The sequence below is a fragment of the Novosphingobium umbonatum genome, from assembly GCF_004005905.1.
Taxonomy (GTDB): Bacteria; Pseudomonadota; Alphaproteobacteria; order Sphingomonadales; family Sphingomonadaceae; genus Novosphingobium; species Novosphingobium umbonatum.
In genome coordinates this window covers 146,127-167,655 of sequence record NZ_SACO01000004.1, presented here as the reverse complement: position 1 = coordinate 167,655, position 21,529 = coordinate 146,127, and the positions used below count along the sequence as shown (strand labels likewise).

Genomic DNA, 21,529 nt, shown 5'->3' with positions numbered 1-21,529 from the left:
GAAAGTCCCATGTCGATCCTGATTGACAAGAATACCAAGGTCATCACCCAAGGGATGACCGGCAAGACCGGCACTTTCCATACCCAGCAGGCGCTGGCCTATGGCACGCAGATGGTTGGCGGCGTGACCCCCGGCAAGGGCGGCACCACGCATGACGAAACCGGTCTGCCGATCTGGAACACCGTGGCCGAAGCCAAGGCTGTTTCGGGCGCGACCGCCAGCGTGATCTACGTTCCGCCACCATTCGCTGCTGACTCCATCCTTGAAGCGATCGATGCCGAAATCGAGCTGATCGTAGCGATCACCGAAGGCATCCCCGTGACCGACATGATCCGCGTGAAGCGCGCGCTGTCGGGTTCGAAGTCGCGCCTGATCGGTCCGAACTGCCCCGGCGTTCTGACGCCCAACCAGTGCAAGATCGGCATCATGCCCGGTTCGATCTTCAAGGAAGGCTCGGTCGGCGTAGTTTCGCGCTCGGGCACGCTGACCTATGAAGCGGTGTTCCAGACCACCAACATCGGCCTTGGCCAGACCACGGCTGTCGGCATCGGCGGCGACCCGGTCAATGGCACCAACTTCATCGACGTGCTGGAACTGTTCCTGGCCGACGAAGCCACCAAGTCGATCATCATGATCGGTGAAATCGGCGGCTCGGCTGAAGAAGAAGCTGCCCAGTTCCTGAAGGACGAAGCCAAGAAGGGCCGTAAAAAGCCGATGGCTGGTTTCATCGCAGGCCGCACGGCGCCTCCGGGCCGCCGCATGGGCCACGCTGGCGCCATCGTGTCGGGCGGCCAGGGCGGCGCGGAAGACAAGATCGCCGCGATGGAAGAGGCCGGCATCAAGGTCGCCAACTCGCCCAGCCTGCTGGGTGAAACCTTGGCCAAAGTGTTGAAAAACCGATAAATGCCGACCGCGACAGACGTGCTCATGCTTTGCACCTGTCGCAGTCCGGCGCAAACCCTATTCAGGAGACAAGCGCGATGAAAATTGTGGTGCCGGTCAAGCGTGTGCTTGATTACAATGTCAAGCCACGCGTCAAGGCGGATGGTTCGGGGGTTGACCTCGCCAATGTCAAAATGAGCATGAACCCGTTTGACGAAATCGCGGTCGAAGAGGCCGTGCGCCTGAAGGAGCAAGGCACGGCCAGCGAAGTGGTGGTCGTGTCGGTTGGTCCGGCGAAAGCTTCGGAGACGCTCCGCTCGGCCTTGGCCATGGGCGCCGACCGCGCGATCCATGTGGTGAGCGAGGATGAGGTTGAGCCGCTGGCGGTGGCCAAGATCCTGAAAGGGGTGGTGGTCGACGAGACGCCCGATCTGGTTATTCTGGGCAAGCAGGCGATTGATGATGACAGCAATCAGGTTGGCCAGATGTTGGCCGCCTTGTTGGGGCGTCCGCAGGGGACATTTGCTTCCAAGGTGGAAATGGATGGCGCCAGCGTGCTGGTCACGCGTGAGGTTGACGGCGGGTTGGAGACGGTTCGCCTTGCCTTGCCCGCGATTGTCACCACCGATTTGCGCCTGAATGAGCCGCGCTATGCCTCGCTGCCCAACATTATGAAGGCCAAGAGCAAGCCTTTGGCCGCCAAAGCACCGGCAGATTATGGCGTGGACATCACCCCGCGCCTCAAGGTTTTGCAGGTGAAGGAACCTGCCCAGCGCAGCGCCGGTATCAAGATTGCGGACGTCGATGCCTTGATCGGCAAGCTCAAAGAATTGGGAGTGGCATAAGATGACTGTTCTGGTTTGGGCCGAGCATAATGGCGTGGCGCTGAAAGATGCCACTTTGAATGCGGTCACGGCGGCGGCGCAACTGGGCGCGGTGCATGTGCTGGTGGCAGGCTTTGGCGTTGACAGCGTTGCGGCGCAGGCAGCGCAGATTGCTGGTGTGGAAAAGGTGCTGGTGGCCGATGATGCCGCCTATGCTCATGGTTTGGCGGAAAATATTGCGCCATTGGTTGTCGCTGTGATGGCTGACCACGATGCTTTCGTCGCCACGGCGACCACCACAGGCAAGAATATTGCGCCGCGTGTGGCTGCCTTGCTTGATGTCGCGCAATTGTCCGAAATCCTGAGCGTCGAGGGGCCCAAGACTTTCACGCGCCCGATCTATGCCGGTAATGCCATCGCCACGGTGGAGAGCAGCGATGCCAAATTGGTGATCACGGCCCGTGGCACCGCTTTTGCCAAGGCTGAAGCCACCGGCGGTTCGGCAGTGATCGAGACCGTCAGCGGCGCAGGCGAGAGTGGCCTGTCCAGCTTTATCGGCGCGGAATTGGCCAAGAGCGAGCGGCCCGAGCTGACCAGCGCCAAGATTATCGTGTCCGGCGGCCGCGCCTTGAAGGATGCCGATACTTTTGCCGCCACCATTCTGCCCCTGGCCGACAAGCTGGGCGCAGCGGTCGGGGCAAGCCGCGCTGCCGTTGACGCAGGCTATGTCTCCAACGACTATCAGGTGGGGCAGACTGGCAAGATCGTCGCGCCCGAAGTCTATGTTGCGGTTGGCATTTCCGGCGCCATTCAGCATCTGGCGGGGATGAAGGATTCCAAGACCATCATCGCCATCAACAAGGACGAAGACGCCCCCATTTTCCAAGTGGCCGATTTTGGTCTGGTGGCGGATCTTTACACGGCCGTGCCGGAACTGACGGGAAAGCTGTAAGCTGATGACCATTGTGCGCGACGAGATGGCCTATGACGTTGTGATTGTGGGTGGCGGGCCAGCGGGCCTGTCGACCGCGATCCGGCTGAAACAGTTGAACGCGGATCTGTCGGTCTGCGTGCTGGAAAAAGGCAGCGAGATTGGCGCGCATATTCTGTCGGGCGCGGTGGTGGATCCGCGCGCGATGGATGAATTGCTCCCCGATTGGCGCGATTCTGATTGCCCGCTGGCGCAAACGCCGGTGACCGACAATTGGCACTGGGTGCTGACGCGCAAGGGCCATTACGCCATGCCCCATGCGCTGATGCCGCCCTTCATGAGCAATGAGGGCTGCTACACCACCTCCTTGGGCAATCTGTGCCGCTGGCTGGGGGGTAAGGCGGAGGAACTGGGGGTGGAAATCTTCCCCGGTTTCCCAGCGTCTGAAGTGCTGTTTGATGATAGCGGTGCGCTGATCGGGGTGCAGACCGGCGATATGGGCGTCGACCGTGAGGGCCAGCCCAAGGGCGATTTCCAGCCCGGCATGCGGCTGTTGGCGCGCTATACGGTGCTGGCCGAGGGCGCGCGTGGACACCTAACCAAACGGGTGAAGGCACAATTTGACCTTGAGCGCGATTGCCAGCCTCAGGTCTATGGGCTGGGCATCAAGGAATTGTGGGATATTGATCCGGAAAAACATGTTCCTGGCCGCGTTCTCCACACCCAAGGCTGGCCCCTGTCGGAAAGCGAGAGCTGGGGCGGCGGTTTCCTCTATCATCAGGCGGGTGGGCAGGTGGCGCTCGGTTTTGTAACCGCTCTGGATTACAAAAACCCGCATGTCAGCCCTTACGAGGAATTTCAGCGCTGGAAGCAGCACCCCTCGATCCGCGCCATTCTGGAAGGTGGCAAGCGCGTGTCCTACGGCGCGCGCGTGATCAATGAAGGTGGCTGGCAATCTGTGCCACAGCTGGCCTTCCCCGGCGGGGTTCTGGCCGGATGCAGCGCCGGTTTCGTCAATGTGCCGCGCATCAAGGGCAGCCATACCGCCATGAAATCAGGCATTTTGGCCGCCGAGGCGATCAGCGCCGCGCTGGCCGCTGGCCGTGGTGGCGATACTCTGGCCGATTATGATGCGGCGGTGCGCGACAGCTGGATCGCCAGCGAATTGAAGCTGGTGCAAAACGCTCAGCCTCTGGTCGCCAAATTCGGCGGCGCACTGGGCACCGTGCTGGCGGGGGCGGATATGTGGGCGCGGGTGTTGAAGGTTAACCCATTTGGCCCAATGCAGCATCACACGGATGCCGAGGCCACCGGCCGCGCCGATCTGTACAAGCCTATCGCCTATCCCAAAGCCGATGGCGTGATCAGCTTCGACCGGCTAACCAATGTGTCCTATTCCTTCACCAACCATGAGGAGGAACAGCCCTGCCACCTGCGGTTGAAGGATGCATCCGTGCCAGTCTCGGTCAACCTGCCGATCTATGCCGGACCAGAGGCGCGTTATTGCCCTGCGGGCGTCTATGAATTTCTGGGCGAAGGCGCCGAAAAGCGGCTGCAGATCAACGCGCAGAACTGCCTGCATTGCAAGACCTGCGACATCAAGGACACCACCGGCAACATCGATTGGGCCACGCCCGAAGGTGGCGGCGGGCCTAATTATCCGAATATGTAATGCCCTCTTCCGATGGATTTGATCAAAATGCCTAATACCACCCGACATATGACATCCACACTGGATGCAGATGGCCGCCTTACATTGGCCTTGGAGGAGGTGGAGCTTCCCGCCCCCACCGCCAGTCAGGTGGTGGTGCAAGTAGAGGCGGCGCCGATCAATCCGTCCGATCTGGGCCTGTTGTTTGGCCCTGCCGATGTGACGGGTGCGGAATATTCGAAGGGCAAGATTGTGGCGCAAATGCCGGCGGCCGCAATGCGCGCTTTTCAGGGGCGGTTGGGCCTGACCCTGCCCGCTGGCAACGAAGGCGCAGGGTTGGTGATCGACGCCGGTTCCGATCCGGCAGCGCAAGTCTTGCTGGGGCGGCGCGTGACGGCCTTTGTCGGTGGCATGTATGCCCGCCACCGCGTGATCGAGGCCAGGGATTGCATGGTCCTGCCCGAAAATGTCACTGCGCGTGAGGGCGCGGCGGCTTTCGTCAATCCTTTGACGGCGCTGGGTTTTGTCGAATGCCTGCATGCCGAAGGGCATAGAGCGATGGTGCATACCGCCGCGGCATCCAACCTTGGGCAAATGCTCCATCGCATCTGCGCCGCCGATGGCATCCCATTGGTCAATGTGGTGCGAAAGCCTGAACAGGCGGCGCTCTTGCGCAGCATCGGCGCCCGCTATGTTGTGGACAGCAGCGCGGACAGTTTCCGCCAAGATCTGCAAGCCGCCATTTCCGAAACCGGCGCCACCATGGCCTTTGACGCCATTGGCGGCGGCCCTTTGCTGGGCCAGATCATGGGCGCGATGGAGGTCGCGGCCAACAGCGGTTCGCAATATTCACGCTATGGCTCCACCAGCCCCAAGCGCGGCTATATTTACGGAATGCTCGACCCCTCGCCCACCATTCTCAACCGGAATTTCGGCTTTGTGTGGGATGTGTCGGGCTGGTTGCTGGCGCCGGTGATGGAACGTTTGGGGCAAGCCGCGCGCGAACGCATGTATGCCCGCGTCGCTGCCGAATTGACCACCACCTTTGCCAGCCATTACAAGGCCGAGGTCACGCTGGAAGCCGCTTTATCGCGTGAGGCGGTGCTGGATTATAACGCCAGGGCCACGGGCGCCAAATATCTGATCCTGCCCAACGGATAAAGGGAGCGGTATTACCGCCCCCCTCGCCCTTTCAACGTGTCGGCACCGGCGTTGCGCCGCTGTAATCATAAAAACCACGGCCCGATTTGCGCCCCAGCCAACCCGCCTCGACATATTTGCGCAGCAGGGGGGCGGGACGGTATTTGCTGTCCCCGGTGGTGTTCAGATAGACGTTCATGATTTCCAGCAGCGTATCCAGCCCGATAAAATCGGCCAGTTCCAGCGGCCCCATCGGATGGGCCAGCCCCAGACGCACGCCTTTATCAATGTCCACCACATTGCCGGTGCCATTGCCCAGCACAAAGATGGCCTCGTTGATAAAGGGCACAAAAATGCGATTGACCACAAAACCGGGATCATCCTGCGCCAACACCACCTGCTTGCCCATCCGCTCGCCCAGAGCGACGGTGGCATCGGTGGTGGCCTTGCTGGTGCCAAGGCCGGGGATCACCTCGACCAATTGCATCACCGGCACCGGATTGAAGAAATGCATGCCCACAAAACGGGCCGGATCGGGCGAGCCCTGCGCCATGCGCGTGATCGACAGCGACGACGTATTGGACGCCAAAATCGCGCCCGCCCCCAGCACCTTGCCCGCCTGTTCAAAGATCTTCATCTTGATCTCTTCACGCTCGGTGGCCGCTTCGATAATAATGTCTGCCGCCGCCATCGGGGCATAATCGCCAACCGGCGTGATCCGCGCCAACAGGTCTGCCGCGCTTTGGGTGGTCATCTTTTCCTTGGCCACCAAACGGTCCAGCCCTTTGGCAATGCGGTCCTTACCCTTTTGTGCCGCGTCCAGACTTATGTCCGACAGGATGACATCCATCCCCGCCTGCGCGGCGGTCTGGGCAATGCCTGTTCCCATCTGGCCCGCGCCGATTACACCCATGGATTGCATCATTCATCTCCCTATCCGCGCCCTGCGCGAGACAATACGGGCGCATGGCGCGCCCCTGTTGGTAAAAAGCTCAGCAGCCCTTGAACTGCGGCTTGCGCTTTTGGGCAAAGGCCGCGATGGCTTCGGCGAAATCCTGCGTGCGGCCACAAGCCGTCTGATGCTCGCGCTCGACCTCCAAAGTGGCATCGAAATCCAGCGTCAGCGCGCTGGCCACGGTTTGCCGAATCGAAGCCATGGCGCGGGTCGGCCCTGAGGCCAGCTTGGCAGCCAAAGCCTGGGCCTGACCCAGAACCTCGCCATCGGGCACCACGCGCGTGACAAGTCCCGCGCTGCGTGCCTCGGTAGCGCCCAACCTCTCGCCGGTCAGCGCCATGTCCAGCGCACGGGCGCGGCCAACACTGCGCGCCACCAGCCAAGTGGCACCGGCATCGGGCACCAGACCGATATTAACAAAGGCCAGCAGCAAATAGCCGCCCTCGCCCATCACCACAATGTCGCCTGCCAAGGCCAGCGACACACCCGCTCCGGCGCAAGGGCCGTTCAGCGCGGTCACCACCGGAATTTCCAGCGCGGCCAATTGCCGGACAAAGGGGTGGTAATGCTGGTCGAGCAATTGCCCCAGATCTTCGGGCAGGCCGTCATAACCCGCCCCGTCAGGCTGGATATCCGCCCCCGAACAGAAGAAACGCCCCTCCCCGGTCAGCACCAAGGCTCTGGCCCCGGCCTCGACCGAGGCCCGCACCGCCGCGCCCAATTCGGCAAAGACCGCAGGGGTTAAAGCATTGAGCTTTTCCGGCCGATTGAGCGCAATAGTGACAACATCACCCTCGCGCTGCGCCGCAATGAAGCGATAGTCCGCCATCACACCGCCTCGATCACCATGGCAATACCCTGACCACCGCCGATGCACATGGTGATCAAACCATAGCGCCCGCCGGTCCGTTGTAATTCATGGGCGGCCTTCACCACCAGAATGGCACCCGTTGCCCCGACCGGATGGCCCAAAGCCACGCCGCTGCCATTGGGGTTGAGCTTTTCGCTATCAAAGCCCAATTCGCGCGCAACGGCCAAGGCTTGGGCGGCAAAGGCCTCATTGGCCTCGATCACATCCATCTGGGCCATGGTCAGCCCCGCCCGTTCCAGCGCAATCGGCACCGCCTTGACCGGCCCCAAGCCCATCACGTCGGGCGCAACACCGGCATGGCCCCATGCCACGATCCGCGCCATGGGATTGAGCCCACGGCTCGCCACCTGCGCGCCCGTGGCCAGCACCACGGCTGCCGCGCCATCATTGATGCCGCTGGCATTGGCGGCGGTAACGGTGCCATCCTTTTTGAACACCGGCTTCATCGTGGAGAGGCTTTGGGCTGTGGTATCGGCGCGGGGGTGTTCGTCCGTGTCAAACAGGGTCACGCCCTTCCGGGTCTTGACCTCCACCGGCAGGATCTGGCTCTTGAAACGCCCTTCGGCAATGGCGCGAATGGCGCGGGCATGGCCCTCTACGGTTAGGGCGTCTTGATCCTCGCGGCTGATATTGCAACGGGCTGCGACATTTTCCGCCGTGATCCCCATGTGATAACCGTCGATGGGATCGGACAGGGTCTGCACCAAAGCGTCGACCAAGGCGCCATCACCCATCTTGCGCCCCCAACGCTGGCCATGGTCAAGATAGGGGGCGTTGGACATGCTTTCCGCGCCGCCCGCCACCGCGACCGAGGCCTCGCCCAATTGCATCATCTGCGCCGCCGAAATGATCGCCTGCAGGCCAGAACCACACAGGCGGTTCACGGTCAAAGCGGGCGTTTCCACCGGAATCCCGGCCTTCAACGCGGCGACCCGCGCCAGATAGGCATCCTTGGCGCTGGAGGGGATCACCTGCCCCATCACCACATGGCCCACATCCTGCGCCGGAACGCCCGAACGAGCCAGAGCCTCGGCCACCACCAAAGCACCCAGCTGGGCGGCATCAAAGGATTTGAGCCCCCCGCCGAAATCGCCAATCGCGGTACGCACGCCGCTGATGATGAAAATATCCTGCCGGTCAGTCATACATGGTCTTTCTTGAAACTTGGGTGGTGGCGCGCAGCATCAAGCCAATATCAGGCCGTTTGCGCAGCCTTGGACGCTGCTGCGGCCACCACAGGGTTGGGATCGAAATAATAGGGTTTGATCTCGGCCAGCTTGCCATCGCGGAAGAGGAAGAGTTCAAGGATTTCCGCAGGGCGCACCGCCGGATCGGCAAAGCGAAGCGACAGCTTCACCACGCCCATATCGTGTCCGACCATGGTCTCCTCCCGCTCGATCGCGGCGACATCCAGCGATCCGATCACCTTGGCGTAAAGCTCGCAAAGTCCGGCGCGCCCCGGATAGATGCCCTCCATCGGCAGGCCCGCAGCTTCCGAGACGAAGAAGTCATCCGTGATGCAGCGATCCACCGCTTCCCAATCGCCATTAGCGGTCATCGCGTAAAATTCGTCGACAAAATTGCGAATCTCGTCCGGTGTCATGATGCCATCCTCTCGCTTTTTGTGTTTTTCTTCGGCCCCACCATCGCCGCAAACCGGCCCCAGCATAACCTAGCGAAAGAGCCAGCAGGTAGGCGCGGCCACAAAGGCTTAGAAGGGGGACAGAACAAAGCTGGCCATCCGACCAAGGGGCCGCAAAAGGGGTAGATGATGGCCGATCAATCAAGCCTGATGGATAAAGATATTAGCACGCTGCCCGATGAGGTGCGGCAAATCGTGCTTTTGAAGCGTCCCTTGGGGGAACCCACAGAGGACTGTTTCGCGCTGCAAAATGCCCCCATGCCCCAGCCTGCAGAAGGGCAGATGCTGGTGCGGATGGATGTCTGCTCGCTCGATCCGGCCATCCGCGGTTTTCTGGATGACCGGCCCAGCTATTTGCCGCCTGTGGCAATCGGGGCGCCGGTCAATGGTATGTCCCTGGGCACGATTGTTGTGTCGCGCAACGCCGACTGGCCCGTGGGGACGGTGGTGCGCGTTTTTGCCACATGGTCGGACTATTATGTGATCGGGCCTGACGCGCTGGGTCTGGAGAAAGTTCAGGCAGCGCCCGGCGTGCCTTTGCGCCATTATATGGGAGCCTTGGGCCCTGTCGGCTTGACCGCATGGGTGGGCCTGTTCGCCGTGGGGCAGGCCAAGGCGGGCGAGACGGTGCTGGTCAGCGCGGCGGCCGGTGCCACCGGCAGCACCGTGGTGCAGATGGCCAAGGCCGCCGGTTGCCGTGTGATCGGGCTGGCCGGTGGGCCGGACAAGGCTGATCTGGTGCGGCAATTGGGCGCGGACGCTGCCATCGATTATCGCGCGGCGGGCGATCTGGGCGCGGCCCTGGACGAGGCGGCACCTGATGGCATTGATGTCTATTTCGACAATGTGGGCGGCCCGATGCTGGATGATATCCTGCCCCGCCTGCGCGAAAAGGCGCGGATCGCGCTATGCGGCATGATTGCCCAGTATAATGACGCCGATCACCCCTATGGCGTGACGCAGTTGTGGCAATTGGTGGTCAAAAGGGCGATGATGCGCGGATTCCTGACCTATGATTATGCCGACCGTCTGGGTGAGGCGCAGGCCATGCTGGATGATCTGCATGCCAGCGGCGCCTTGCGGCCAATCGAAAATCTCTACCACGGTTTTGCGCAATTGCCCCAAGCCTTTATCGCCTTGATGCAAGGGAAAACCACCGGTAAAACCTTGGTGGAAATCCATAAAAACTGAATAATCGGGATAGGAAGACGAGAATGAGCGCACAAAGCTGGCACAGGTTGCAAAGCGAAAGCGATCTGGCCGAAGGCGAGATCAAGGTGCATGCCGTGGGCGGGTGGCAAGTGTTGCTGGCCCGCAGCGAGGGCGAATTGGTGGCGATTAACGACCGTTGCACGCATCAGGCCGCCCGCCTGTCCACGGGACGCATCCGGCGCGGGGCGGTGATGTGCCCTTTGCATGGCGCAAGATTTGAACTGACCAGCGGGCGCTGTCTGGGCGGAGCCTATCCCGCGGTGCGCCAGTTTGAATTGCGCGTAGAGGATGGCATGGTCGAAGTGCTGGTGCCTGACGCTGCGCCGTCGATGGAAGAAACCGCGATTTCCATGTCTTAAAAAGCCTTGCTTGCCTCTCCATTGCGCTAGGCTGCCATGGAGAGGCATCGCGCTATGCTGCCTGCCAAGAACAAGCCTATATTGGGAGAGCAAGCATGCCTTATTCCGGACCCGCCGAAGATCGTCTGGCGCTGCGCGAATTGCTGGAAACCTATGCCGATGCTGTCACGCGTTGCGATGCGGACAGTTGGGGCGCGACATGGGCACAGGACGCGCAATGGTCGCTGCCTGACTATCCCGAAATCGGCACCACCCATGGCCGCGACGCGATTGTGGCCATGTGGGTAGAGGCCATGAAGCATTATCCAGGCATCATGTTCGAGGCATGGCCCGCCAGCATCGAAGTGGATGGCGACACCGCCAGGATGCGTTCCTATACCGCCGAGGTCTATGACTGGCCCGATGGCGTGCATCGTGATCGCGGCCTGTATGAAGATGAATGCGTGAAGGTGGATGGGCGCTGGCTTTTCAAGAGCCGGACCTTTCGCAATATCCATCGCCAGATCGGCCCCAAGGGCCTCTGAGCGGAGCGGGAACCATGACGCGCAACCATTATTGGCGGCTTGACCAGCATCCGGTGGGGCATGACTTTGCCTCGGCTCTCAGCTTGCAGGAAGAAACCCCAGCCCCCTTGGCAGAGGGCGAGGTGCGGATCGCGGTCGATTATCTGTCGATGGACGCGGGCACGCGGCTATGGATGACCGGACGCACAGATGGATATCAACCGCCCTTGCCGCTGGGTGCGCGCATGGTGGGACTGGTGCTGGGCCGCGTGGTGGAAAGCCGCGATGCCGCTTTTGCCGTCGGCGATCTGGTGCGCGGTTTTGGCCAATGGGCAACACTGGCAACGGTGGTTCCGGCCATGGCAGGGCTGGAGAAACTGGACGACAGCGTGCCGGATATTCGCCAGCATTTCGGCACCTTGGGCCTCAATGCATGGACCGCGTATATTGGCGTGGTGGATGTGGCGCAATTGCTGGCGGGACAATGGCTGGCCGTTTCCGCCGCCGCCGGATCGACCGGATTGATGGCATGCCAGATTGCCCGACAACTGGGCGCCAAAGTGGTGGCTATCGCGGGGGGCGAGCGCAAATGCCGCTATCTGCGCGAGGAACTGGGCGTCGATCTGGCGCTGGATTATCGCAAGGATGATGTGGCGGCGCGACTGCAGGCGATTGATGGCGGCCTAAGCGCCTATTTCGACAATGTCGGCGGGCCGCTGCTGGACGCGGTGCTGCCCGCTATGGCGCATTATGGCCGAATTGCCATTTGCGGCATGGTGGCTGGCTATGACGGCGACAGGCCCCTGCCCGGTCCTGCCCGTTTTGACCAGATCCTGATGCGCCGTCTGCGGGTCGAAGGTTTCTTCATTCCCGACAATCTGGCCCGCGGCGAGAGCTTTCCGCAAGTTTTGCGCGATTGGGCGATGGATGGCACTTTGACCATGCCCTTTGACCAGAGTGAGGGGATCGAGCAGGTGCTAACCGCCTATGGCCGGATGATGTCTGGGGCCAATATCGGCAAAACCATTGTGAAAGTGAGCGCCTGATGCCCATCATCCGCCATCGCGCGCCCTTGCAGGCCTTGGTTGCAGTACGCGGCCATCCGTTCGACCGCACCGCTTTTGACGCCATGTTTCAGGCCATGGATGGCATTGCCGCCACCATGGTCGACCAGCCCGCCGCCAGCTTGTTGATGAACCCGCAAGGCATGGCCGGTTTCGACGTGCTGGTGCTCTATGACATGCCCGGACTGGATTTCGAGGCTCCCGAAGGCGCGCCCCATTACCTAGCTCCCTCGCCTGAATTGCAGGAGGGTTTTCGCGCCTTGCTGGAAGCGGGCAAGGGCGTGGTGGCGCTGCATCATGCGCTGGCCGGTTGGCCGACATGGGGGGATTATCACGAATGGCTGGGCGGGCAGTTCCTGTATCGCCCATCAACCTTGCGCGGGCAGGACTGTCCCGACAGCGGATATCGCCATGATGTGACCCATACGATCACACCTCTGCCCCATCCCGTCACGGAAGGCGTGGATGGCCCCTTTACCATTACCGATGAACTCTATCTGGCGCAGGTGTTTGAACAGGATGTGGTGCCGCTGCTAACTTCGGACGCGTCTTTCACCCGCGAGAATTTCTGGTCGGCGCATTTGGCCGTGCAGGGGCGGATGTTTGACCATGAAGGCTGGGAGCATCCCGCCGGATCGAATGTGGTGGGTTGGGCCAAACAGGCGATCAACAGCCGACTGGTTTACCTGCAACCGGGCGACGGACCATCGGCCTATGAAAATGCCGCCTATCGGCGGTTGCTGGAAAACGCCATCCGCTGGGTGGCATGAAGTTCAAGGTGGCCGCGCGCGTGGCGGCCACCTGACTGTTGTTAGCGAGCCGTCATGCCGCCATCGACCACCATTTCTGTGCCGGTGATATAGCGCGATTCATCGGAGGCCAGAAACAGGTTGAGATTGGCCACATCCTCTGGCGCGCCCATATAGCCCATGGGGATCAAGGCCATGGTGGCGTCATAATTGGCGGCATTGTCTTCCAGCGCCACGCCCTGAATATTGGTGGCAATCATGCCCGGATGCACGCTGTTGCAACGGATGCCATCGGCGGCACCTTCAACCGCCGCCACCTTGCTGAACAAGCGAACCCCGCCCTTGGAAGCGGCATAGGCGCTGCAACCGGGCACGCCGATCAGGCCCGCCACCGAGGAAATGTTGATGATCGACCCGCCGCGCGCCTTGCCGTCATCGCCCTTGCGCCGCATCATTTCGGCGCCGCGCTTCGTGCCCAGGAACACGCTGTTGAGGTTGACATTGTTCTGATGCAGCCAAGCCTCCAACGTGCATTGGTCCAGCATGCCCAGCACCGCAATGCCGGCATTGTTGACCAGCACATCCAGACGACCATGGCCTTCGTCGATCGCGGCCATCACGCGGTCCCAATCGGCCTCGCTGGTGACATCATGCGCCAAAGCCTTGGCCTGACCACCCGCGGCCTTGATCCCTTCGGCCACCGCCTCGGCTCCGGCCAGATCGCGGTCGGTAATATAGACAAAGGCGCCTTCACGCGCGAAAACCTGCGCGGTCGTGCTGCCCAGACCGGGCACCGACGCGCCGCCGGTAACCAGCGCGATTTTGCCTGCAAGACGTCCCATCACCCTTACTCCTTGCTTATAGAAAAAGGGCCAGACAGAGATGTCCTGTCTGGCCCCAAGGTTTTATACGATTATCAGAACTTCAGACCAAGTGTGGCACCATAAGAGGTCGGCTCCAGCGCCGAACCGAAGGACCACAGGCCCGCCACCGTGAACGCATGGGTGGTCGTGCGCGTGTTGGCCAGATTGCGCCCGTAGACGCGGACATAGGCCTTGGCACCGTTGATCTTGAAATTGGCGGTGATGCTGGCATCGACCAGATTTTGCGTCACGGTCCGCACGCGCGGATCATTGCCATTCACCGTCACGCTGCTCACCGTATTGCCGCTGTAAACCGGCGTCAGGCTGGCCGACGAGATCTGTTCATCATAGGGGCTGATGTGGCGCAGGCCGACATTGGTGACCACATTACCGAAACTGGTGTCGGCAGTATATTCGGCCGAGATCGATCCGCTGAACGAGGGCGAATAGATCATGCGGTTGCCCGAATAATCAAACGGCACCAGACCAGCATTGGCGGTGGGACAAGCCTTGCCCGTGGGCAAAATGGCCGCCGGGCAGACGTTATTGGCGACAAAGCCGTGGAACTTGCTGTCCAGGAAGGCTGCCGTGGCAGAGATTTTCAAACCATGGGCGGGGCGCAGGGTGGTTTCAAACTCGGCGCCCATAATATCGGCCGAACCGATATTGCTGGTGATGGTCTGGCTACCCTGAGGCCCGCCGGGCAGGGTCACGTCCTGCTGCATGCTGGTATATTTGGAATAGAAGCCGGCCACGTTGAAGGTCAGCAGACGTTCCAGCAGGTCCAGCTTGGTCCCCACTTCAAAGCTGTCGACCATTTCGGGCTGATAGGGGGTTCCGGCTGTGGCCGCCGTCATGGCGCGCGGACTGAAACCACCCGAACGCGTGCCGCGCGACCAGCTACCATACAGCATGGTCTTGCTGCTGGGGCGCCAGTCGATGCCGATCTTGGGGGTAACCTTGCTGAAAGTCTTCGAACCATTGCCGATCACGCCCAAGGTACCGGGATAGGCATTGCTCAACTCGCGCTGATCCTGCGACCAACGACCGCCAAAGGAAATGCGAACCTTGTCCGCCACCGCCCAGTTAAAGTCACCGAAGGCGGCGACCGAACGGGTGTGGCCGGTAACCGTGTTATGTCCGGTGTTGCCACCAAATACAAAAGTATCGGCATCCAACGTAAACTTGGAGTCGAAGAAGAAGCCGCCCACCACATAGTCAAGGCTGTCAGTCAGCTTGCCAGCGGCGCGCAATTCCTGGCTCCACTGGGTATAGGTCTGCACGCGCTGCGAGACGTAGATATTGGTGCTGGAACCGTCGAAATCCTGCGTCTGGAATTCATTGGAATGGCGCCAACCGGTGATCGAGGTCAGCTTCACCCCGTCCAGCGTGTAATTCATCTGCAACGTGGCGGCGGGCGCGCGATAGTTGCTGTTCGCCTGCTGGGTGAAGACGGTATACAGATCGGTGGTCGTGTTGCGGTTCACCTGATTGGCGGGCATGAAAGCGCTGAAAGCTTCAGCCGAAGACGTCAGGTTGGCCACGGTGGGATCAAAATTCTGCTGGACCTGCTCGATGGTTAGCTGGGCATCAAAACGGCTGCCTTCGGGCTTGAACAGGAACGAGGCGCCATAGGCATCATTCTTGGAACCACCGGCGCTGCGCTTCAGATTGGCGTTATAGTAAAAGCCGTCGGATTGATTGTGGTAATACCACAATTTGACGCCAAAGCTGGAACCATTGCCGAAATTGACCACGCCGCGCGTGTTCCAGCTGTTCCAGCGGCCATAGGAGGCCTCCAGCTTGGCACCGGTTTGCATGGTGGGCTTGGAACGCTGGATATTGACCACGCCGCCGATGGTGTTCGCACCAAACAGCGTGCCTTGCGGACCGCGCAGCACTTCGATCTGTTCAATATCGAAAAAGTCCTGCAACTGGCCGGTGCTGGTGCCCATCATCACACCATCGACCACCACGCCCACGGTGGGGGTGGACGACTTTTCGATATTGGCAAAGCTGAGGCCGCGAATGGCGATATTGGCCGCCTGAGCGCCCGAATTCTGCTGGGTGATCAGCAGATTGGGGGCATCGCCCTGAAGGTCGCCAATATTGACCGAATTCTTGTTCTCCAGCATTGCGGCATTCACCGCGGTAATGGCCACCGGCGTGCTTTGCAGCGTTTCCGAACGACGACGAGCCGTAACAATGATGGAACCGCTGTCGGTCGTGGGCGCAGTAGCGGCCTGTTCTTCGGCGCTGGCGGCCATGGCCGGCGCTGTAAAACTAAGAAAAGTGCTAGCAAGCAGCGCGGGCATTACGCCGCGATACGCAATCCGTTTCATGAGTCATCCTCCCGATGATCTGGCAAGAAGGGTCTTTCCCTTTCTCCGGTCAGACTTACGCTTGCCCTTGGCCGCACACCTACTGCGATAAATCATAGGTGCATCGCCACAGGGTTCGGCCATGTTGCGCAGCATAGGAGAAGCAGATCATGGCCCCGCTGAAAAACCGTCGTTTCCTGTTGGTTAAAAGGCCCGAAGGCACACCGTCCCCCAGCGATTTTTCTTTGGTAGAGCAGCCCGTTCCCGCCGCGCCAGAGGGCGGGATGGTGGTTCGCAACCATTTTATCTCGCTTGATCCGGCCCAGCGCGGGTGGATGGATGACGCGCCCAGTTACATGCCGCCGATCACTTTGGGCGATCCGGTAAGGGCAACTACGGTGGGCGTGGTCCACGAGTCGCGGAACCCCGATTTCAAGGCTGGCGACTGGGTGTTGGGCCTCAATGCGATGGAGGATTACTCGATCGTGCTGCCCGGCGGCTTTACCAGCGCGATTGATGTCACGCTGGTGGACAGCCCTTCGCGCTATCTCTCGGCGGTGGGGGCGGTTGGGTTGACCGCCTATTTCGGCCTGCTGGAGGTGGGTAAACCACAGGCAGGCGAGACTTTGCTGGTTACTGGCGCGGCCGGTGCGGTGGGGGCCATGGTGGGCCAGATCGGCAAGATCAAGGGTGCGCGCGTGATCGGCATTGCCGGTGGGGCCGACAAATGTCGTCGCTTGATCGAGGATTACGGTTTTGACTTTGCCATTGATTACAAGGGCAAAAGCGAAGCAGAACTGTCCGCCTTGATCGCGCAGGCTGCACCGCAGGGCGTGGACATTGTGTTTGAAAATGTTGGCGGCGTGGTGATGGAAGCGGTCACGATGAACCTGGCCCAGCGCGCCCGTGTGGTGCTGTGCGGGTTGATCAGCGAATATAATGCGACCGAACGCGTGGGCCTGCGCAATCTGTGGCAGGTGATTGTCAAACAGGCCACGATTCACGGCTTCCTTATCGCGGGCTATGTCGACCGCTTTGCCGAGGGCGGAGCGCAAGTAGCGCAATGGATCGGATCGGGCCAATTGCGCGCCGATGAAGACATCCAGAACGGTCTGGAAAACAGCTATGATGCCTTTATGCGCCTGTTCTCCGGCGCGAATACGGGCAAGCTGGTGTTGAAAATCGCATGAGCGCCGCGCCAGAAAACGGACGCCTCGCAGGGCGCTGCGGCATCGTTACAGGTGGCGGCTCAGGCATTGGCGCGGCCACGGCGGCGCGTCTGCGTGCCGATGGCGCGAAGATCCTGACCGTCGACCGCGCAGGCCAAGTCGACCTTCTCATTGATGTTGCCGCGCCTGCGGCCAATGCCGAAATTGTGGCCGAGGCCATGGAGCGTTTTGGCAGGCTGGACCTGCTGGTGCCCTGCGCAGGGATCAGCGCCTTTTGTCCGCTGGAGGGCCATAGCGACGCCTATTTCGACGAGGTGATGGCGGTCAATGTCTCGGCCGTCTTTCGCCTCGTACGCAATGCCTTGCCCCATTTGAAGGCGGCAGGATCGGGGCGGATCGTGACCATCGGTTCAGTCACCTCGCAATTTGGCGATGCTGGTTTGGTCGCCTATGGCGCGTCGAAACATGCCGTGTTGGGCCTGACCCGCGCGCTGGCGGGGGAATTGGGGCCTTTTGGCATTACCGCCAATTGCATCATGCCCGGCGCGATCGACACGCCGATGACCGCGCCCGCCTTTACCGCCATGCCGCAATACCGTCAGCATTGGGAGCAAAAGGCCGCACTGGGCCGCTTAGGACAGCCCGAGGATATCGCCGATGTCATCGCGTTCCTATGTAGCGAGGACGCCCGCTTCGTCACTGGTCAGGGGCTGTTGGTGGACGGGGGAGCGATGACGCGGATGTAGTTTCCGCGCCATCGCATGCCCCTTGCCTCAGGCCTTCATCACGGGATGCGGGGTTTGGCCGGTTTCGTCCAGATAATAGGCGATCCACTGGTGGAAAAACTGGTTGCCCGGTTCGTTGCGGCCAAAGGTTTGATGGGTCATCGCCCCTGATTCCAGACCATTTTGCACCTTCAGCCCCAGAAAATAGTCCTCCTCCAGCACGACATTGTAGAAAAAGTCGCACATCTGGTCGAAGGCCTGCATCGCCTCCTCGCTCTCCGGCTTTTGGGGCAGGATGTAATTGAGGACCGTAGTGTTCTGATGGGGCTTGGGTCCGGGGAACAATTGGGCGAACTGGCACATTTCGGGCGCCAGAAAGAAGCTGAAATTGGGAAACAGCATCCGCACGAAATCATAGCCGTGGTTTTCCCGCTGCCCCCATTCCTCGCGCGGGATATCGCGTAGCTGGCCGATCGAATGCTGCGGGAAGCCAAGCCTGATATGCGGACCAAAGGCCTCATAATCGGCGCGGTTGGATGGCGTGCGGGTGGCCACCGTGTTGGTATGGGCCGCCTGGAAATGATAGCCTTCCAGATAGCCGTCATAGGCCACTTTCCAATTGGCGCCTTCCATGCTGCGCGCCTTGTGGAAATACCATGTCTCCAGCTTCAGAGCGGCAAAATCCTCATACATGCCGCCCAGCCATTCCACCGCATTGATCGGCAGATCGGGGGTCAGGATGACGAAAATCATGCCTGCGGCCTCGTCGCAGGGCAATGGAGTCATATGCAGGGTCGAACGGTCCACCGCGCCGAAAGTGCTGCTTTCGGCAATGCCCATCAATTGTCCATCATTGCCATAGGTCCACCCGTGATAAGGGCAGGCAAAGGCTTTGCAATGGCCGCGACCTTCGGGCGCCACATGCATGGCGCGATGTTTGCAGACATTGAGAAAGGCCCGCGCCTTGCCATCCTTGCCCCGCGTGATCAGCACGGGCAGGCCCATCACCTGCGTCGCCTTGTAATCATTGACGTTGGGCATTTCGATGGTCAGCGCCAACATCAAGGGGAGACGCTTGAAAATGCGTTCCATTTCCAATTGCCAACGCCCCTCGTCCAGATAGTCGGCGACCGGAACGCGCATGATATCGCTGGCCTGATCGGTCGAGCGGGTTTCCACAAAATGCAGCATTCTTTCGGCGGCATCGCCATATTGCGCGTAAAGTTCGGTCACGCTTTCTCTCCCCGATCAAGATAGTGGTCGAGCGTTTGGTGAAAATGGCGCAGGCGGACTTCCTGATAATCGGCCAGTTCAACCTGCTGGTTCTTCGATGCTTTCAACCCTTCATGGGTCAATTCCATATTCTCGGTATCCTGATCCAGCACACCGCCCAGCACGCCCAGTTCGGGGGCATCGGCCCATGCCTGATCCTCGCGCAGCATATGCATTGGCACGCCATGCAGCCGCTTGCCGGCCGCGCGTTGTACCTGCGTCATGCGGGCGATGACGCGCACTTCCATCAGGCAATGATCCTGATCGGGCCAAGGGCGCCAGCGATAGATGATATTGGGCATGAACCCGCCCCAAGGCGCAAAATTGGGAAAGACATTATAGACCAGCGCGTCCAGCAGCTCGCTTTCCGAAACGCCGGAATAATCACCGCCATATTGCTTGGCCGACACTTCGCGCATCTTGGCGCCAAGGGCCGCACGGGCGGTCTGGCCATCGGGGATGGCAATGGCATAGCTGTCTTTTTCCGGATCGTAATTGTCGACGCTGCGCCCGTTATATTTGCGGAACTCGTCGATAATGCGCTGCTGCGGCCAATGTTCATCCTGCGCCTGCGCGGCAATATGCGGGCTGACCACGCCAAAGGGGGTGTAATTCACATTCACATGCTGACCCAGCACATGATAGGCGGCATTGGCATCGCCGGTAAAAGGCATCAATTGCGGATGGGTGACATAGGCATGATAGCTTTCCATGAAAGCTTCCATGGTGATTTTCCAATTGGCCTTCACCACTTTGCCAACCCAGGCGACCGTCACGCATTCCTCGTGCCGCCACCTTTCAAAGAATTCAGGCAGAGGCGCCAGATAGTCCTCGATCGACGGGCCTTCGTCATTGTCACGCACAAAGACATAGCCCCGCCACCGCGCCACACTGGCTTCGGGCAATTGCATCCGCTCCTGCGTGCAATGGGCAAAGTCCCAGCGGCAGGGGATGTTGTTCAGGCTGCCATCGGTGTTCCAGGCAAAGCCGTGGAACGGGCAGACAAATTGCCGCGCGCTGCCGCTGTCAGTCTTTAACTTGCGCCCGCGATGCAGGCAGACGTTGTAGAACGCCTTGATCGTATCGTCATCCTGCCGGACGAGCAGATAGGAACGCCCCGCATTCTCATAGGTAACATAATCGCCCGCCTCGGGCAGGTCTTCCTCGCGCGCGGCAAATTGCCACACGGCAGGCCACATTTTCTCGATCTCGGCGCGAAAGAAATCGGGGCTGTAATAGCGCGCCGCATCCAGCGGCTGTGACCCCAGATAGGCATAGCGGTCCTGCGCCATGAATTCGGGCGGCGCGACATTATCGCTGGCCAGAATGTCTTCCCAACCGGGGCCGGGGCAACGCGGACGTTCCCATTGGTCCAGATCACGGTCTGCCATTGGCTTCCTCTCCTTTGCTGTGTTTATGGCAAGGAGATTTTCACGTGTGCAGGACCGATCCGTTGATCAAGGTCAAGAAAAAGGGGCCCCTCCCCCTCCGACTTTGGCTAGTTCCTAGCCAATTGGAGAGGGAGCGGGCCCCTATTACACAGCGGTTGGGATCAGAACTGGACGCGCTTGGTATAGCCGCCGTCGATCACCACATTGGTGCCGGTGGTATAGGACGAGGCAGGGCTGGCCAGAAACACCACGGTCTTGGCGACTTCTTCGGGCCCACCCCAACGGCCCAGCGCGAATTGGGCCTGTGTCGCGTCATACAATTCGGGCATGACCGACTGGATCGCTTCCCAATTGCCACCGGCAAATTTGATCGGGCCGGGCGAAACGGCGTTCACGCGGATGCCCTTGGGGCCAAGCGCCTGACTGAGCTGGCCTGCATAGACGACCAAAGCGCCCTTCAAAGCGTTGTAGCCCTGCGGCACGATGAAGGTTTCCAGACCGGCGGTGCTGGCCATGATCACAATCGAACCATTGCCCGAGGCAGCCAGCGCTTCTTCCAGCACTTCGGCGCCGATCACCGCGCCCATAATGTCGTAATCCAGCCCCTTTTGCCAATCGCCAGTCGCGCCAGCGCCGCTGGTGGAAATCATCGGCACGAAAATATCGCAACCGCCAAGATCGGCCAAAGCCTGCTGCAACCATGCGCGATAGGCGTCATGGCCCGCCTCCATGTCAAAGGCCGAACCGAACACCTTGCCGCCATGGACGCCCAGCGCCGTCGCCGTTTCGGCCACCTGATCGGAATTGCGCGAACAAAAGGCCACATCAGCGCCTTCAGCGGCGAACATTTCCACCGTGGCACGACCAATGCCGCGGCTGCCACCGGTCAGAATAACCTTTTTGCCCTTAAGACCCAGATCCATTGTTTCATCCTCTCACCCGGGCACAAGCCCTTTGCCATGATGGCAACTTTGGGACGTGCAAGGGCTGGCGGCCACTCACCTT

General features: G+C 60.6%; 21 protein-coding genes. 12 read left to right on the top strand and 9 right to left on the bottom strand.

Annotated features, from left to right (window positions below; genetic code table 11):
- The first annotated feature begins 9 nt into the window (after nt 1-9).
- The 5 genes from sucD (at nt 10) to EOE18_RS07140 (ending at nt 5,449) form a co-directional block, all read left to right on the top strand.
- Nucleotides 10-903, top strand: coding sequence for a succinate--CoA ligase subunit alpha (gene sucD, locus EOE18_RS07160; RefSeq protein WP_127707704.1), 894 nt, complete (start codon nt 10-12; stop codon nt 901-903).
- Nucleotides 904-980: 77 nt separating this feature from the next.
- Complete coding sequence (locus EOE18_RS07155) at nt 981-1,727, top strand: electron transfer flavoprotein subunit beta/FixA family protein (protein ID WP_127707702.1); 747 nt, start codon at nt 981-983, stop codon at nt 1,725-1,727.
- Nucleotide 1,728: 1 nt separating this feature from the next.
- Complete coding sequence (locus EOE18_RS07150; RefSeq protein WP_127707701.1) at nt 1,729-2,658, top strand: electron transfer flavoprotein subunit alpha/FixB family protein; 930 nt, start codon at nt 1,729-1,731, stop codon at nt 2,656-2,658.
- A gap of 4 nt (nt 2,659-2,662) precedes the next feature.
- Nucleotides 2,663-4,309 (top strand): electron transfer flavoprotein-ubiquinone oxidoreductase, encoded by a 1,647-nt coding sequence (locus tag EOE18_RS07145; protein WP_127707699.1) that lies wholly within the window; start codon nt 2,663-2,665, stop codon nt 4,307-4,309.
- A gap of 48 nt (nt 4,310-4,357) precedes the next feature.
- Entirely contained in the window at nt 4,358-5,449 is a 1,092-nt protein-coding gene (locus tag EOE18_RS07140; RefSeq protein ID WP_425464288.1) for a zinc-binding dehydrogenase, read from the top strand.
- A 31-nt stretch (nt 5,450-5,480) separates the two neighbouring features.
- Here EOE18_RS07140 and EOE18_RS07135 read toward each other — a convergent pair whose 3' ends face one another.
- The 4 genes from EOE18_RS07135 to EOE18_RS07120 all read right to left on the bottom strand — a co-directional run bounded on the left by EOE18_RS07135 (nt 5,481) and on the right by EOE18_RS07120 (nt 8,857).
- A complete protein-coding gene (locus tag EOE18_RS07135; RefSeq protein WP_127708075.1) occupies nt 5,481-6,350 on the bottom strand; it encodes a 3-hydroxyacyl-CoA dehydrogenase NAD-binding domain-containing protein in 870 nt (289 codons plus the stop codon).
- 70 nt (nt 6,351-6,420) lie between these two features.
- Nucleotides 6,421-7,212: an enoyl-CoA hydratase-related protein gene (locus EOE18_RS07130; RefSeq protein ID WP_127707695.1), complete on the bottom strand. Its 792-nt coding sequence runs from the start codon at nt 7,210-7,212 to the stop codon at nt 6,421-6,423.
- Nucleotides 7,212-8,399 carry a beta-ketothiolase BktB gene (gene bktB / locus EOE18_RS07125; protein ID WP_127707694.1) on the bottom strand — a complete coding sequence of 396 codons (1,188 nt, stop codon included), beginning with the start codon at nt 8,397-8,399 and terminating at the stop codon, nt 7,212-7,214. Before bktB ends, EOE18_RS07130 begins: the two co-directional genes overlap by 1 nt.
- Before the next feature lie 50 nt (nt 8,400-8,449).
- The gene (locus EOE18_RS07120; RefSeq protein WP_127707692.1) at nt 8,450-8,857 is read right to left on the bottom strand and encodes a nuclear transport factor 2 family protein; all 408 of its coding nucleotides are present in this window, start codon (nt 8,855-8,857) and stop codon (nt 8,450-8,452) included.
- 189 nt (nt 8,858-9,046) lie between these two features.
- Between EOE18_RS07120 and EOE18_RS07115 the strand changes: the two genes are divergently transcribed.
- The 5 genes from EOE18_RS07115 to EOE18_RS07095 all read left to right on the top strand — a co-directional run bounded on the left by EOE18_RS07115 (nt 9,047) and on the right by EOE18_RS07095 (nt 12,804).
- Entirely contained in the window at nt 9,047-10,087 is a 1,041-nt protein-coding gene (locus EOE18_RS07115; RefSeq protein ID WP_127707690.1) for an NADP-dependent oxidoreductase, read from the top strand.
- 23 nt (nt 10,088-10,110) lie between these two features.
- Nucleotides 10,111-10,467 carry a Rieske (2Fe-2S) protein gene (locus tag EOE18_RS07110; RefSeq protein WP_127707688.1) on the top strand — a complete coding sequence of 119 codons (357 nt, stop codon included), beginning with the start codon at nt 10,111-10,113 and terminating at the stop codon, nt 10,465-10,467.
- 95 nt (nt 10,468-10,562) lie between these two features.
- Nucleotides 10,563-10,991: a nuclear transport factor 2 family protein gene (locus tag EOE18_RS07105; RefSeq protein WP_127707686.1), complete on the top strand. Its 429-nt coding sequence runs from the start codon at nt 10,563-10,565 to the stop codon at nt 10,989-10,991.
- A 14-nt stretch (nt 10,992-11,005) separates the two neighbouring features.
- Entirely contained in the window at nt 11,006-12,016 is a 1,011-nt protein-coding gene (locus EOE18_RS07100; RefSeq protein ID WP_127707684.1) for an NADP-dependent oxidoreductase, read from the top strand.
- Nucleotides 12,016-12,804 (top strand): ThuA domain-containing protein, encoded by a 789-nt coding sequence (locus tag EOE18_RS07095; protein ID WP_127707682.1) that lies wholly within the window; start codon nt 12,016-12,018, stop codon nt 12,802-12,804. Before EOE18_RS07100 ends, EOE18_RS07095 begins: the two co-directional genes overlap by 1 nt.
- Before the next feature lie 41 nt (nt 12,805-12,845).
- Here the strand turns inward: EOE18_RS07095 and EOE18_RS07090 are convergent, their stop codons facing one another.
- Together EOE18_RS07090 and EOE18_RS07085 are read right to left on the bottom strand one after the other, a co-directional pair.
- Entirely contained in the window at nt 12,846-13,625 is a 780-nt protein-coding gene (locus EOE18_RS07090) for an SDR family NAD(P)-dependent oxidoreductase (RefSeq protein ID WP_127707680.1), read from the bottom strand.
- 74 nt (nt 13,626-13,699) lie between these two features.
- Nucleotides 13,700-15,988 carry a TonB-dependent receptor gene (locus tag EOE18_RS07085; protein ID WP_127707678.1) on the bottom strand — a complete coding sequence of 763 codons (2,289 nt, stop codon included), beginning with the start codon at nt 15,986-15,988 and terminating at the stop codon, nt 13,700-13,702.
- Nucleotides 15,989-16,137: 149 nt separating this feature from the next.
- Between EOE18_RS07085 and EOE18_RS07080 the strand changes: the two genes are divergently transcribed.
- On the top strand, nt 16,138-17,157 hold the full coding sequence (locus EOE18_RS07080; RefSeq protein WP_127707676.1) for an NADP-dependent oxidoreductase: 1,020 nt from the start codon (nt 16,138-16,140) through the stop codon (nt 17,155-17,157).
- Nucleotides 17,154-17,882: an SDR family NAD(P)-dependent oxidoreductase gene (locus EOE18_RS07075; RefSeq protein ID WP_127707674.1), complete on the top strand. Its 729-nt coding sequence runs from the start codon at nt 17,154-17,156 to the stop codon at nt 17,880-17,882. The genes EOE18_RS07080 and EOE18_RS07075 overlap by 4 nt, the downstream gene beginning before the upstream one ends.
- A gap of 27 nt (nt 17,883-17,909) precedes the next feature.
- Here EOE18_RS07075 and EOE18_RS07070 read toward each other — a convergent pair whose 3' ends face one another.
- The 3 genes from EOE18_RS07070 to EOE18_RS07060 all read right to left on the bottom strand — a co-directional run bounded on the left by EOE18_RS07070 (nt 17,910) and on the right by EOE18_RS07060 (nt 21,447).
- On the bottom strand, nt 17,910-19,094 hold the full coding sequence (locus EOE18_RS07070; RefSeq protein WP_127707672.1) for an aromatic ring-hydroxylating oxygenase subunit alpha: 1,185 nt from the start codon (nt 19,092-19,094) through the stop codon (nt 17,910-17,912).
- Nucleotides 19,091-20,524 carry an aromatic ring-hydroxylating oxygenase subunit alpha gene (locus EOE18_RS07065; protein ID WP_127707670.1) on the bottom strand — a complete coding sequence of 478 codons (1,434 nt, stop codon included), beginning with the start codon at nt 20,522-20,524 and terminating at the stop codon, nt 19,091-19,093. The genes EOE18_RS07070 and EOE18_RS07065 overlap by 4 nt, the downstream gene beginning before the upstream one ends.
- A 161-nt stretch (nt 20,525-20,685) precedes the next feature.
- On the bottom strand, nt 20,686-21,447 hold the full coding sequence (locus EOE18_RS07060; RefSeq protein ID WP_127707668.1) for an SDR family NAD(P)-dependent oxidoreductase: 762 nt from the start codon (nt 21,445-21,447) through the stop codon (nt 20,686-20,688).
- Nucleotides 21,448-21,529 lie beyond the last annotated feature (82 nt).

Excerpts from the sequence above, each read along its gene's own strand:
- sucD (WP_127707704.1), top strand. The coding sequence starts at position 10 with ATGTCGATCCTGATTGACAAGAATACCAAGGTCATCACCCAAGGGATG.
- EOE18_RS07155 (WP_127707702.1), top strand. The coding sequence starts at position 981 with ATGAAAATTGTGGTGCCGGTCAAGCGTGTGCTTGATTACAATGTCAAG.
- EOE18_RS07150 (WP_127707701.1), top strand. The coding sequence starts at position 1,729 with ATGACTGTTCTGGTTTGGGCCGAGCATAATGGCGTGGCGCTGAAAGAT.
- EOE18_RS07145 (WP_127707699.1), top strand. The coding sequence starts at position 2,663 with ATGACCATTGTGCGCGACGAGATGGCCTATGACGTTGTGATTGTGGGT.
- EOE18_RS07140 (WP_425464288.1), top strand. The coding sequence starts at position 4,358 with ATGACATCCACACTGGATGCAGATGGCCGCCTTACATTGGCCTTGGAG.
- EOE18_RS07135 (WP_127708075.1), bottom strand. The coding sequence starts at position 6,350 with ATGCAATCCATGGGTGTAATCGGCGCGGGCCAGATGGGAACAGGCATT.
- EOE18_RS07130 (WP_127707695.1), bottom strand. The coding sequence starts at position 7,212 with ATGGCGGACTATCGCTTCATTGCGGCGCAGCGCGAGGGTGATGTTGTC.
- bktB (WP_127707694.1), bottom strand. The coding sequence starts at position 8,399 with ATGACTGACCGGCAGGATATTTTCATCATCAGCGGCGTGCGTACCGCG.
- EOE18_RS07120 (WP_127707692.1), bottom strand. The coding sequence starts at position 8,857 with ATGACACCGGACGAGATTCGCAATTTTGTCGACGAATTTTACGCGATG.
- EOE18_RS07115 (WP_127707690.1), top strand. The coding sequence starts at position 9,047 with ATGGATAAAGATATTAGCACGCTGCCCGATGAGGTGCGGCAAATCGTG.
- EOE18_RS07110 (WP_127707688.1), top strand. The coding sequence starts at position 10,111 with ATGAGCGCACAAAGCTGGCACAGGTTGCAAAGCGAAAGCGATCTGGCC.
- EOE18_RS07105 (WP_127707686.1), top strand. The coding sequence starts at position 10,563 with ATGCCTTATTCCGGACCCGCCGAAGATCGTCTGGCGCTGCGCGAATTG.
- EOE18_RS07100 (WP_127707684.1), top strand. The coding sequence starts at position 11,006 with ATGACGCGCAACCATTATTGGCGGCTTGACCAGCATCCGGTGGGGCAT.
- EOE18_RS07095 (WP_127707682.1), top strand. The coding sequence starts at position 12,016 with ATGCCCATCATCCGCCATCGCGCGCCCTTGCAGGCCTTGGTTGCAGTA.
- EOE18_RS07090 (WP_127707680.1), bottom strand. The coding sequence starts at position 13,625 with ATGGGACGTCTTGCAGGCAAAATCGCGCTGGTTACCGGCGGCGCGTCG.
- EOE18_RS07085 (WP_127707678.1), bottom strand. The coding sequence starts at position 15,988 with ATGAAACGGATTGCGTATCGCGGCGTAATGCCCGCGCTGCTTGCTAGC.
- EOE18_RS07080 (WP_127707676.1), top strand. The coding sequence starts at position 16,138 with ATGGCCCCGCTGAAAAACCGTCGTTTCCTGTTGGTTAAAAGGCCCGAA.
- EOE18_RS07075 (WP_127707674.1), top strand. The coding sequence starts at position 17,154 with ATGAGCGCCGCGCCAGAAAACGGACGCCTCGCAGGGCGCTGCGGCATC.
- EOE18_RS07065 (WP_127707670.1), bottom strand. The coding sequence starts at position 20,524 with ATGGCAGACCGTGATCTGGACCAATGGGAACGTCCGCGTTGCCCCGGC.
- EOE18_RS07060 (WP_127707668.1), bottom strand. The coding sequence starts at position 21,447 with ATGGATCTGGGTCTTAAGGGCAAAAAGGTTATTCTGACCGGTGGCAGC.